At 60.3% G+C, this 13549-nt stretch carries 3 protein-coding genes and 1 pseudogene; 1 reads left to right on the top strand and 3 read right to left on the bottom strand.

Annotated elements, in window-relative coordinates; genetic code table 11:
- Nucleotides 1-96: 96 nt before the first annotated feature.
- From IVB18_RS40415 to IVB18_RS40405, 3 genes and pseudogenes are all read right to left on the bottom strand, one after another.
- A complete protein-coding gene (locus IVB18_RS40415; protein ID WP_247985776.1) occupies nucleotides 97-1677 on the bottom strand; it encodes a Fic family protein in 1581 nt (526 codons plus the stop codon).
- 1097 nt (nucleotides 1678-2774) lie between these two features.
- A pseudogene (locus tag IVB18_RS40410) lies at nucleotides 2775-2990 on the bottom strand (amidohydrolase family protein); the annotation flags it as partial.
- 16 nt (nucleotides 2991-3006) lie between these two features.
- Complete coding sequence (locus IVB18_RS40405) at nucleotides 3007-3459, bottom strand: hypothetical protein (RefSeq protein WP_247985775.1); 453 nt, start codon at nucleotides 3457-3459, stop codon at nucleotides 3007-3009.
- Between the two features lie 1497 nt (nucleotides 3460-4956).
- Here IVB18_RS40405 and IVB18_RS40400 point away from each other — a divergent pair.
- Complete coding sequence (locus tag IVB18_RS40400) at nucleotides 4957-13488, top strand: shikimate kinase (RefSeq protein WP_247985774.1); 8532 nt, start codon at nucleotides 4957-4959, stop codon at nucleotides 13486-13488.
- The last annotated feature ends 61 nt before the right edge of the window (nucleotides 13489-13549 follow it).

Genomic DNA, 13549 nt, shown 5'->3' with positions numbered 1-13549 from the left:
CGGTCACGTCGGCATCTCGCCGTGCGATGGCTCGCAACGTGCGCGCGCGATTTGGTGACACTGGGCTTTTTGCCGGGCCCTAGTCCGGCGCGATCCTCAACCGAGGTCCGCCAGTGCTTGGACTTCTCCCGGAAGGCTCTGCCGGGGCGGAGGCGGTTCACGACGACAACAGTCTGCCAGGAATGCGGCGAAGGGACCGACATCACCTTGTACGCTCGCGCTCTCGAGTGCCCGCATGTATTCGTCGCATCTGCCGACAGGAATGATTGTCCAAGGCAGTCCTCCCGATGCCATCATGACATTCATGAGGAAGCGGCCCGTTCGGCCGTTGCCGTCTGGAAGAGGGTGTATGAATGTGAATATGAAGTGTCCGAGCACGGCTCTCACGCGCGGATCCTTCTCCTCCTTCAGGCAATCAAGAAAAGCCTCCATGGCGTCAGGTACCGATTCCCAAGCGACCGGTGTGTGTCCCGAGTTCCTGATGAAAACGAAGTGAGTTCGATAACCGGCGAGGTTTTCGGGCTTGATGATGCCGGCTTGAACTGAGGGCTGAAAGAGGGCCCGGTACCAGTCGAGGTGCTCCCGATCGGCGATCTCGGCGGCGTCCTCGCCGTTGAGCACGCGGGCCACCGCGCCACGGACCAGCTGGAACGCACCCCAGTAGCCCTTCGCGGCCATTGCATCCCTTTGTTTGCGATCTCCATCGCTGACGTTGGGATCCCATTTCCCGGTCTTGACCTTCTCGATCAGTTCCTCCGTGACCGAGTAGCCTTCGATAGAAAGCGAGTGGTACGCGTCCGAGGCGTACCGTTCGTCGATCGCGGCCAGATAACCGTCATGATCGTTGATACGCCGCGGCTCAAGCTTGAAATTTGCTAACACCTTTTCGCGCATCTCCGCCCACATGAGACGGATTCGCGTCATGATTGGTGGCGTGGCCCGGCTTGGAAGCTGCATCGGTACCGGCGCCTTGAATGGATCGGCATCTTCCCTGACATCGTGCCCGCCCGCCGTCATCGCGGTGACGATATCGTCGGCGGCCCGCGTGTTACCCAGCAGTCGGTACGCCCCGGCGATGCGCCCCGCCACGGCCGCATGTCCACCTTCCAGGAGGACTTTTAGGATTGCGCTGGCATTCCTCTGCGAACCGAGCAGGGCGATGACGTCGTTCTTCTGCGTCTGCCAGAAAGCTGGCGCGGCAGCGCAGATCGCCTGCGGCGCCGGAAAGGTCTGGATCCCGGCGGTCTCGACCGGGGTCACCGGCAGTTTGGTCGCCTTGTACAGATAGAGGGAGGTGCCATGGAGGAGGGGCTGGGTTTGGTTATTGGCGGTCGGTGCCGCGATCACGACCTGCTTCGGAACGTTAAGATTTTCTGCAAGTAGCGGGATTGAACTTTCTGCCGAGAGGACCCAGTCACTCTTGAAGCGCTCGTTGCAGTAGGCGCGGCAAAACTCCCAGAACGACGAGTACCAGGACGTGCTGTCGCCCGACCGCTCCTCGGGTCGCGTCATCAGCACCCATCCTTTGATGATCTCCTTCAGGAACCCGGCCTCCACCAGCCGTTCGCGGTGGGTGCGCGAAAGTTCGTCGCTCCGGAAGATTCGTCGCTTTCCGCCGTTGCTGAGGGTCTTCAGCTCAGTGAGGGACTGGGCGAGTTTTTCGTGGAGGGAGGGCATATTCCCAGCTCGCGATGTTTCGATAGTTTGATGTCGTGCGAATACAATAATTGAATGCTGTTCTACATCAATAGTATTATGCTGAGCGTTCTCAATAAATCTACGTTGCGTAATTACAATAATTTATTGCAACGGCGCATTTAGACCGAGAAGCCGAGCTGGACCTAGCTAGCGCGCCTTCCGGTGGAAGGCCGACGATAGGCGCTTGTCCGGCTGAGAATGTGGCCGCCGATCGGCAAGGAACCCGGTTATGCCTACGCTTGCCGAGGGCCTCCGAGATATGCCCTGAGGATCGAGCTCTCCCACAGCTTTCATCGACGAGTCGGTTGCCGAAAATCCGACCAAATTCTTGGTGCCTGGAGAACCCAATTATCACTACCTAAATACCTCAAAGTAATATAATTTGGCCCGCAGTTGGCGCGAACCGGCCGGAAAAGGGTTTAAGAGAGGATGAGGGGGCCCAAATTGGCCTAAAACGGCATGAAAACGGGTTAAAACCCCCGATTTTCCCGATCAGTTGACAAAGTTACTGATTTGGCAAAAATCATGAAGCTTAGTGATAACAATAGGTTATGCAGAAATTCTCGCCCGTTTGGGCCCCAGTTGGCGGAAAACCGAACGTGACCAAGCGCAACCGAACGATATCAACCTCGAACGCGGTGGCTTCGCCGGCCGGCATTCCCGCTTCAAAATCGAAATGAGGCGCTAGGAAGACAGGCTTCCACTCGGTAAACGAGTCCTTGAAATCGACGGGCACGGCCAAACCGACAGGGAGAGGCCGTCGGGGAAGATCGGGGATGAAGGAGCCTTCTAAGGGGGACACGGACCGACCCAACCGTCAGTCTGCACGCTGCCTGAAAGGCGGCCGGCTTCAAGTCCAGCCGGGAGGCCGCGGTCAGGTTTGGGTGGCATCAAGGCACCTATCGCGCCCACGAGATCGCGGCTCGCTATTTCGATGCTGAAACTGGCCGCATCTACGCAGATGCATTCGGTGTGGCGCGATCATGGCTGATGGACGGCCGCGGACGTGGTCCGTTGATCGACCCAGTTCGCGCGGCTAGGTTTGAAATCCGCAAATCCGCCGCAACGCAGCCGTCCTAGGATGCTGCGGGTCGCTTAAGGGTCGCGCGGCGGCTCACGACGGCGATAATCTTGGATTCATCGGCGGCGATGAGGCCAGCACAAGGATCCCCTTGCGTGCCTTCGACGATGAGAAGGTCGGCCGCCTTGTCGCGTTCGATGGATCCGACATAGGGATCCCAGCCGATCATCGAGGCAGGAACGCGGGTAACCGCATCGATGAGCTCTTGATCGGTGAAAAGGCCGCCTTCATGATCGCACCAACTTTGCGATCTTGAGCTCGCCTAGCAGGTTCTTTGTCCCACTCGGCGCCCAGTCGCAACCGATTGCCACGGGCAATCCGGCCTGGCGGGCCAAGGCGACCTTGGTGGTTGCTCCGTAAAGCAGAAAATTGCTGAGCGGGGACCAGACCACGCCGGCTCCTCGATTGGTTGCGAGCGTCTGGAATTGAGGACCGTCGAGCGCGACACAGTTAATCGTGACGAGTGGCGGACCAATCAACCAGGAGCCGTCGGCCTTCTTCAGGTTGTCGAAATAGTCTCTCGTCCCAATGTCGGTGCCTTCACAGAGATGGATGATGTAGGGCGTACCGGCAGAAAGAGCCGGGCCGACGTTTTTCTCTGCGTCCGCTGGCGATGTAAAATCGTTGATGTAGCGAAGCCACCCGACCCCACGCCGAGCTCTTGGGCGGCGTTTCGGCAAGCCAAGAGACTGGGTGTCGCGGTTCGCCTCGGTTCAAAGCATGCCAGAATTTTCTTCGAGCGCGGCTTGAGAGCTCGTCGATCCGCGCTCTCTATGAACTCTACCAGGCTTGGCGCACCCATCCGGAAGCGATTGAAAGGCATTGCGCCGCGCGCGAGAGCTTTACCGATGCGCAGGCGCGTGAGCTGGTTCGAAAGGTTCGCGCCGATTCCGACCGGACCGATGCTCAGACTGAACCCCCTGCCGGATCCGTGCCGTCGGAAAGGAGTGACCTTGCGACGAGATCATCGCTGTGTGGTGCGGCAGCCAAGCCTGCAGCGCTTCGTCACGATATTCTCAACCTTCCGTAATCTCTTCGTCCCAGCCAGCTCAAGACGCTCCTCAGATAAGGTGACAGCGCCCGACCGCAGGCCCAGGCGGCCTGACCTGCGGCCTTCGCCGGCCGGTGTAGGCCGCAGCCCGATTCATTAACGCTTGAGCCAGGTCGGATTTTCTTTATCTGTCCGGGAGAACGCCTTCGTCAGCTAATCGTCAGCCAGGCGGTCTATCTAGGCCTGCCGCGCCTCACCAGGTTGAACCCAATGCAAACGCAGGAGTGCGAATCATCATGTATGGTCGAATTGGTGCCTCGTTCGATGTCCACTTCAGTGGCGAAGCTGACGAAGCGAATCAGTCGGGAGCCACCGGGCAAACGGATGCAGGAAGCCAAAGATTCGCGAACATGTTTGCCCGGATGCATTTAGCCGGAGTGGTTCTACCGGCAGTTCATCTTCGCGTAAGTGGACGAAGAACGGTGCCGGTGAAAGGCAGTGTGCAATCAAACCTCCACTCTGTCTCTGCAAAACTGAGGACAGCGAGTGCGGCGGCTGGCGTGTACTTTGGCTAGGATGTAGGCCACGCCGTCGTGGGTCCGGGCTGACCATGACGGTTGACGAAAACATGCCGCAGGTTCCTCAGACCTCATGCCATGCGCCATCTGGGCGATTGCACTTATGGGCCAAAGCCTTGATACATCATGGCTGAGCGACATCAGCCCGCAACATCATAAGCAGCGATTCTCGCCTTTATCAGAGATGGAATATGACGGGCATTGGCCGATCTGGCAGATCGCGCATTGGGGATGCTGGAGCCGGATCGAGCAGTTCACGCTCGCACTCAAGTCTAGCCCCTGGGGAAGGCAGTCAATCGTTCGATTCCGTCGTGGAGCGGATGCGCTCTGGGCCCCAAGATAGAGGGACGCCCTCCGCTAGCATGGCGCGCGGTGCCGACGATGCCCTTGGCGACAGGTCTTCCGGTCCCTCCGTTGGCCCAGATCGAATCCTAGGCGCCGCGCCACGTGCAGCCGCTGCGCCACGTGCAGTCACTGCGCGGCGGCGCGGCTTTCCCTCAGTGTCGGAGGGTGGAGACACGACGCCGGTCGCCAGCCAGCCGCCAACTTCGGGTGTGGCAGTCTCCATTTCCTCATCAGAGGAAGAAATCAACGCAACAAAGCGACACATGGATCGCCTGGTTGAGGAACTTGACGCTTGCCGTAATGCGGCCATGCAAGCCCAGAACTCGGAGGAGGCGCAAGAGCTGACCGATCGGTTCGTCAAAGCAGGCTCAGCAGTTCTGGACTACTACGCGAGCCTGCGCCCGGCCGTGGCGCGGAGCATTCTGTCCGACGCTGAGGCCCGTCGATACCGCTATGCCGTGCTCGATGCGGCCCACCAATGCAACGCACTGGCCTCACCGACTATCCCCGCCTTGCAAGAGCGCAGAAAGAATTCGGCAGCCCTGTTCCAGCGGATTTTGGAATCCAACGCTACCCCCGACCAGCTGAGCCGAGTGGCTTCCAGTATGGTGAAGGACCATGTGCCTGTCATCGAGTGGTGGGGAAAGAAGCTGTTGCGCTCGGAACGGATGGTGTCCGTCTGCGAGGCCACCGCCAACTTGCCAAGCACGACGCCCGAGATGCGGAAGCCCGAAGAGGCCGCACTACGCCTGAATACCGGCTTGGTACTTCATGCGGGGTACATGTGTCTGCAATCGCGGATTGCGCTCGCGCAACTTATGATTGAGTCTCAGGCGAGCACGTTTGAACCAGCCGTGAGGGACGCCCTCATGGGTGAGAACGGGGGGGTGCATCTGCTCGGGACCTTTGTCGAGGATGTTTTTCCGGCATTCCTCTCGACGGAGGAAGCCGTTCTGCACAAGGACGGAGCGGCACTCGACGCAGAGCACTGCACCGTTCTGGAAGGAGTCATGGAACGGCTTTCGGAATTTGCGTTGGCGTTGCACGACGACATCCTTGCCAAGCTAAGCGATAACCGAACAGGTGCCAGCCTCCCATTGGAACTGTTGGGCCAGATCGTGGACGACGCACGGATCACTGCGCACGAGGTCATGCACTTCCTGGCACTGCAGCTGAAAACGTCAGCCATCATTGCACCGCCGGCCGACGCTGGCGCTACGATACCGGCCGACACTGCCGGCAAGGCAGCGGTGGCCAAAGGCACCGCAGCGCGCAGGGAGGGGAAAGGCAACCGCAAGCCGGCTGCTGACGCCGCGAGTTCGGCCGGGCGGCCCGAGCCGCAAGTCGCCGCGGGCGACAGCGACACGGCGCCAGCGGACAAGGTTCTCGTGCGCTCGGATCTAGGTACGAAGAAGCTTGTGAGCGCCAAGGAGCCGCATGCAAGTGCGTCGTCGGCGGCGGCACACTCGGCGGTCTGGCAGTCCCCGGCGTCGACGGAGGCGTTGGCGCCACTGGTCAAGCGGTTGGACGAACTTTTGCAGTTCGATCTGGCTGGTCAGCAAAGGACCGTCTCGCAAGCGCGCCAGATGAAGCCCGAGGACGCCGATCACGTAGTGGGCATCGTGGTCGAGCGCCTGCAGACGCAGGCCGCCGAGATGCAGGCCTGTCTGGACGCGCTGGAAGAGCCTCGTCGACGCGGCCTGCTCACGCTTGCGCATGTGCACGAAGTGCACGAGAAAACAGTCCGGCTCAAGATGATGTTGTCCGAGGCGCAGGGACTGGCGAAGGCGGCGAACTCGGAATCAAGTCTTGCCCCTGGGGAAGGCAGCCAATCGTTCGATTCCGTCCTGGAGCGGATGCACTCTGGGCCTCAAGATAGAAGGACGTCCTTCGCTCGCATTGCGCGCGGTGCCGATGATGCCCTTGGCGACAGATCTTCCGGACCCTCCGTTGGCGCACATCGGATCTTGGGCGCTGCGCCACGTGAAGCCACTGCGCGACGGTGCGGTTTTCCCCCAGTGCCGGAGGGTGGAGCGCCAGGTCGAGAAGAAACCTCTTTAGGTTCTGATGACAAACCCTGGCTCGGCAATCAAGGATCCAGAAGCTCGCAACCAGACACGGTGCCACCCCATAGGCAAACGGAGTCCGACCCGGGTGCAGGACCGGGAAGGCGGCGTTTCGTCCATGTAGCCGAACAGAGCTTCAAGCGTGGATACTCGGAAAACCTACTTAATAACGCTTTACATGACATTTCTTTCGCTGGCGACATCACTAAATTCTCATGCGCTGTGGTGGAGTATGACAGGAAGCTGCAGGGTCGAGCGGACCACGCAACATTCCTGCAAAAGGCCGCTTCCGAGTTCAAACGCGAATTTGTCCCAAGATGGGAACAAGATATCCGCGCCCGGAATACATGGGGGTACGCCACCTCATGCAACACGATGAGCCGGGAGGCTGGAGGTCAGGCAGGCGTGGAAGCTTGCAGGGCCATGGCAGCTCAGGTGTCGAGCCTCGGCAATGCGCTAAACGACGTCGAAAGCAAAACGCTTTCCCTATTCGTATTGTCGTTCAGTCGATATCCCCGGGTGGCGGAATGTCGCAATGGAATGATCCGAATCGCCAGGTTTTTTCGTGAGCAACGCGGAGCGCTTTCGGAGCTCAACGCTCAAAGTCTCGCCCTGCTGGTCAACGGCTTCAGCAAGTGGCCGGAACAGGAGAACTCTCGTGAGGCCACAATAGCAGTTGCCGCTGAGATTCGCCGCCGCGCTCCCGGGCTCTCTGATTTTGGTCCGCAGAGCCTGGCCATCGTGGTGAACGGTTTGAGCAAGTGGCCGGAAGAGGCGGAGTGTCGCGGTGCTATAAGGGCAATCGCCAGCGAGGTCCGTCACCGCGCGGGCCGCCGCGATGTCTGGCTCTCTGACTTTGGTCCGCAGAACCTGGCTACCGTGGTGAACGGTTTGAGCAAGTGGCCGGAAGAGGCGGAGTGTCGCGGTGCGATGAGGGCAATCGCCGTCGAGGTCCGTCGCCGCGCGGGTCGCCGCGATGTCTGCCTCGCTGATTTTGATCCACAGGCGTTGGCGAACCTGGTGAACGGCTTCAGCAAGTGGCCGCAGGACTGCCGAGACGCTATAGTTCAAATCGCCGTCGAGGTGCGTTACCGCGCGGGCCGCCGCGATGTCGGGCTCTCTGATTTTGATCCACAGGCGTTGGCGAACTTGGTAAACGGCTTCAGCAAGTGGCCGCAGGACTGCCGAGACGCTATAGTTCAAATCGCCGACGAGGTCCATCACCGCGGCGACCGGCTCTCCAATTTTACTCCCCAGCACTTGTCGAACCTCGTGAACGGCTTCAGCAGGTGGCCCGAGGGGGCGAAGTGCAACGACGCTATACTTGCAATCGCCGACGAGGTTCGTCGCCGCGCTGGCCGAGCGGACCGGCTCTCCAGTTTTACTCCCCAGCACTTGTCGAGCTTGGTGAACGGCTTCAGCAGGTGGCCGGAAAGGACAGACTGCCGCAGCGCTATAGTTGAAATAGCCGACGAGGTCCGTCGCCGCGCCGACCGGCTGTCTGGGTTTGATCCGCAGGGTCTGGCGAACCTGGTGAACGGTTTCAGCAAGTGGCCTGACGAGACGGGCTGTGGCGACGCCACGCTGACGATCGCCGGTGAGGTCTGTCGCCGCGCCGACCGGCTTTCTGGGTTTGATCCGCAGGGTCTGGCGAACCTGGTGAACGGTTTCAGCAAGTGGCCTGACGAGACGGGCTGTGGCGACGCCACGCTGGCGATCGCCGGTGAGGTCTGTCGCCGCGCCGACCGGCTTTCTGGGTTTGATCCGCAGGGTCTGGCGAACCTGGTGAACGGTTTCAGCAAGTGGCCACAAGAGGAGAACTCACGTCACGCCATCGCTGTGATCGCCGGTGAGGTGCTTCGCCGCGCCGACCGGCTCTCCGATTTTACCTCTCAGCACCTAGCGAATCTGGTGAACGGCTTTAGCAAGTGCCCACAAGAGGAGAACTCACGTCAGGCCACCGTTGTAATCGCCGATGAGGTCCTTCGCGCCGACCGGCTGTCTGATTTCACTCCGCAGGGTCTAGCGAACCTGGTGAACGGTTTCAGCAAGTGGCTGCAAGAGCAGGACACTCGCCAAGCCACAGTCGCGATTGCCAACGAGGTCTCTCGCCGTGACAACCGGCTCTCTGAGTTTACTCCGCGGGAACTGGCGATCCTGGTGAACGGCTTTAGCAAGTGGCCGGAAGAGGCGGTGTGCCATGGGGCGATAATCGACATAGCGGGCAAACTCGGCTCGGGAGACCTCCGATTCGGAGCGTTCACCACAACTCAGCTCAGCATGATAGCCAATGCTCTGGGGCGAGGTGTCACGAGGGGAGAGGGCACTGGAGAGATCATAGAGACCGCTCTGCTGAAGAATCGGCTGCACGATCTGGCCCACTACCTTCACTATGCCAGTGATCGCCTGGAGCAGGCCCAGGTTCTGAACATCGCCATGATTTTCAAAGCGCTGGCTAAGGCTCAATTGTTTGACGATCTCGGTTTGCTCGCACGCACGGGGTTAGACCGGCTGACGGAACTGCATCGAGCCCCTGGTTTTGCCGCTGAGAACGACCTCGAAATCATGGGTACTCTCTGCATCGCTCTGCTGCCGCTGGCGCGCAGCCCGCACCTGCGCTGGCACCGGAGGCGGGCTTTAAACTTGCTGAACGACATTCAACCGATCGTCGAGCACAAGATCGAGGGGCATCTCAAAGCAAGCGATGCCGAGCGAGCCCGAGGGCCGTACTCGAGCCGTGGCCCCGCCTTGTCGATCTATCAAACGCTCAAGGCCCGTGCGGTTTTGGCGGCATTGTTCCGCCGGCCCTATGTCGAAGGCAAGAAGTCCGATTTGCGGGTGAGGCAGGAAGAGCTGCAGCGCAAGACTAAGGAGATTTTGGACAAAACGGGCGGCCTCGTCGAAGGCGATCTTTCCAACATGAGCTGGAACCTGATGGCGGAGATCGCGGCGGAGAGTCCGGTCGATGCGCTGGACACGTTCTTGGCGCAGAATGCGGCGACGGTCCAGGCCCAACATCCAGCGTCCGTGTTCGACGTCCATCAAGTGTTGCGAACTATGGCCCACGAGCCCAGACCTCCGCAGGGTGACGCGGGACTTATGCAGTTGTCAGTGGTGGACATGCAGGGCCGGCCAGTGGCCACGGAGCCCGAGACACGCTATTCGATTTTTCATCGCCTGACCTCGGGGGTTTTGCCCGTCGTCGCGGTCCAGCTGCCAGGAAAGCCGAGCGCGTTCATGCTGGCGCGTACGGTCACCGTCGAGGGTGTGCCATACCGCATGGACCTGTTCGGCGGAAGCAAGTTAAAGCCGCCCAAAAAGCCCGTGTCGCAGATCGCCGCCCGCCTTCCAGGTGGGGCGAGGGCAGAGTCTTCCGGGGGAAAGCTGCTGGCGATTCCGTATGCCGAAACGGCGCCGGGCACAGCGTTCGAGCAGCTGTCGCGTGCCTGGGCCCCTTTCAAAGAGGCATACTATTACACTCAACGCAGGGGTTTTGCCGCGCCGCCGGCAATCAAGGACCTAGGTCCTCGGGACTACGCGCTGGAGGGCGCCTTCAAACTGTCGCTGCTGCCGGACCGTCCTGCCGGCGAGGAGCATCCCTTCAAGCTGGCTGGGCCAGAAGGCCCGATCGCCTTGCGGCCGCATGATGGTTGCGGTTTCATCAAGGCCTCGCTGGCCAACCGTATGCCAGCTGTAAATCGCGCCCGCCGACAGGAAGGTCCTGATCGGGTGCCTGCCTTTGGTGAGGGAAGAAGAATGTCCGTTCCCGCATCGGCGCTGCAACACTATCCCCGAAGCGAGCCGGTGACCGATGAGGCGCGGGAGAAGGCCAAAACCTGGCTCGAGAGCAGACAAGGGCGAGAGTTGACGTCTGAAGAGTTGTTTCGCACCGTGACGGCCGGACACATCGACGGTCCCGGCGCGGTTGCCGTACCGTCCAGCGATGACTGTCTCCATGTGCCGACGCTCAAGAGCGAGACGTTGATGGGGGCGAGCGGCGTGCTGATCGGGCGCTCGCCCTACGACAAGCCCAATCTGCGCCCGTTTGCCGCCGAGCGAGTCAAGTCGGCCGTTAAGGGGGACCCGACCGCTGTGTTCCTCGAAAACTGCACAGCCATCCAATACAGCTTCAATGTCGCCCAGAAGTCGGGGAAGGAACTGGCGGGCGACGATCCGACTTTTTTTGCCAAAGGCATTCTGATGGTTGTGCCGGATAACATGTGGCCGGCCGACTACGCCGACCGTGGGCTGGTGATGTCTGCCGAGGACGTCAAATGCCATTCGAGCTGGACCTCGAGCAAGGACCGCGCCAAGGTGGACACGCCGCTCGAGTGCGTCGGCATCCTGCAGGCTACCGAGGTGTTCGCTCCGGGCTCGTTGGTTGCCGTCCCGATCGGTGAACAGAAAAAACTTGACGGGGACTTCGACGGGGACACCGTCGTCATCGTCGGCGACCGGCCGCAGCTTTATGAGCATGTGCGCCAGTTCGATCGCAAGGAGCAAGCTCTCGGACTTCCGTCGCTGAAGCCGCCAAAGTCGCATACCCCGGCGCTTGAGGGCGACAATTACCAGTTCGGTCGCGCCCGCCAGATCCTCGCCGCCACGCAGGATGTCCTGGAAACCTATAGCTGCCTGCAGCGAAACTTTCTGGCTCAATCCCATGAAGCACAACGCTGGTTTGCCGAGCGTGCTGTCTTTGGCACCTATGAGGGCGTTCACCACGAGCTCAGGCGAGAGATCCGTCAGCTGTTGGGCCAGGAAGAGGTGAGTAGCCAGGATATCCAGAACACGTTTGCGAGAGCGAGGAGCGAGATTGAGGTCGCCAAACATCTGGTTGCTCGCGAAATGGCCGAGTTGCTCGTCGACGACCTAGCGGCATGGGCAGTGAAGCCGAATGAGCAACCCCTGCCCGAAACAATCGAAAGCTCGAACGCCGCAAACCCGAGCCTCAGCGCAAGGCTCTGCAATCTTTTCCCGGATCTGGCGGAGACCTATCCGGCAACGCCTCAGCCACGAGACCGCATCCAGCTTTTACTCGACCACTATCCTCCCCGCATCGATCCCCGCCCGGATGGTTACAATGCGGACGACCTCGTAAAAAGCGCAAACAACTTGCTGAGCCTCGGCATCAAGGTCGGCACTGATGCCTATAAATCCGATACTGGCGCCAACCTCTTTTTCCAGAAGAGCAGTCACCTTCAGCGGCTCCTCTACGAGACGCCGGGCTTGAAGTCCGTGCCCTACGTCAAGGGCGTGGCGGCGACCCTCGCCCACGGAAGGTTTGATGTCGATGCGACCTTGGAGGATCTGAGGGACAACCCCACTCTGGCGGCTTCAATCATGGAGACCTCGATCAAACTCGCTGCGGAGCAGGGCATTTTGCGCAAACCCTCCGGCCTCCGGCCCGCCGCCGACGATGCTGACATGATCACGCTGACCCGCGAGGAGGCCTCAGAACGCGCCCAAAATGAGGCTGACCGAGCTATAGCCGAAGAGAGGAAAATCACCGCAGCGGCATGCGAGATTGCCGGAATCCTTGCGGAAGCCGGCATCGAAGTGAAGATGCCCCATCTGGAGCGCCGCTTGAAATCGCATGCCTCCATGACAGATCAGCTCACCGGCATGAGCATCCCGCCCGGCAGCGCCCCACAGCTCTTCAGCAACGCCGTACGCCACGTCTTAGAAATTCCTGACAAGGATTTTACACGTGCCTTCAAGAAAGCCATGCTGGCCTTTGAGGAGCGGGACTACACCGAACGCCAGACAACCAACTGGTTCAGAATGCGCAGTCCGACTTTCGTCGGCATTAAGACAGTCCTCACCACGGCGGAAGCTTATCGCTTCGAAGTGGAATTCCACACGCCAGGCAGCTATCAAGCCAAGCTTGCCAATCACGACACCTATAAAATTCTCGGCAGGCTGCGGCGGCAATCAAGCGAGGATGCTTTGGAGCAAGCTAAGGCCGAGAAACTGGTGCAGCGGACGAGAGAGGTCTGCACACAGATTGCGATCCCCGACGGCGCCCTGGGCATACACCACTGGGGAGCCGAAGGAGATCGTAAGGGCGGCGCCGCTGCGGCATTTGGATTGCGAGCTTTCGAACAATCAAGAATGCCCGAGATCGCCAGGTCAACGGAGGCAAGCGAGATTATCGCGGCCCTCGGCGTGCGGCCGATCGTGCTTGTCGGCATGCCGAGCGCCGGAAAATCCACCATTGGCCCGGCCATCGCCGAGCGACTGCGGCTGCCCTTCATCGATACCGACCAAAAGATCCAAAAAGAGGCCGGTAAAGAGATACCGCGGATTTTCGATACCCATGGCGAGGAGTGGTTCAGGGAGCTCGAAGCGAGGGTAATCGCGCGTGTGCTCAATGAAGGGCCCGCGGTGATCGCGACTGGTGGCGGCTCGATCATGCATGAGCCGACCCGGCGTCTCGTCGGGGAGAAAGCCGTCTCGATCTGGCTCAACACCGACTTCGACGTGATCCAACATCGCCTTAGGAAAGGTATCAACCGCCCGCTGCTGCAAGGCCCCGACCGGGATCAGACAATCAGCCGACTGATGCGCGAGCGCACGCCGCTTTATGCACAAGCCGATATCACGTTCGTGCCGCCCCGCAAACAAGACAAAAAGAATGCGGATCCCTGCGTGAAGGCGCTGCACGCCTATCTTCGCGGCGAGGCGGCCGCCACTCAGCCAGCCTCCAATACCAACGAGCTTGTTGGCTGACTCACTTGAGATTCCCAAAGCGGAAAAGGTCTAATTCGCTGCCCTGATAGGTGGTGGTTTG

This window comes from Bradyrhizobium sp. 186 (genome assembly GCF_023101685.1).
Classification (GTDB): domain Bacteria; phylum Pseudomonadota; class Alphaproteobacteria; order Rhizobiales; family Xanthobacteraceae; genus Bradyrhizobium.
This window is presented reverse-complemented; position numbering and strand designations above follow the sequence as displayed.

Excerpts from the sequence above, each read along its gene's own strand:
- IVB18_RS40415 (WP_247985776.1), bottom strand. The coding sequence starts at position 1,677 with ATGCCCTCCCTCCACGAAAAACTCGCCCAGTCCCTCACTGAGCTGAAG.
- IVB18_RS40400 (WP_247985774.1), top strand. The coding sequence starts at position 4,957 with ATGGATCGCCTGGTTGAGGAACTTGACGCTTGCCGTAATGCGGCCATG.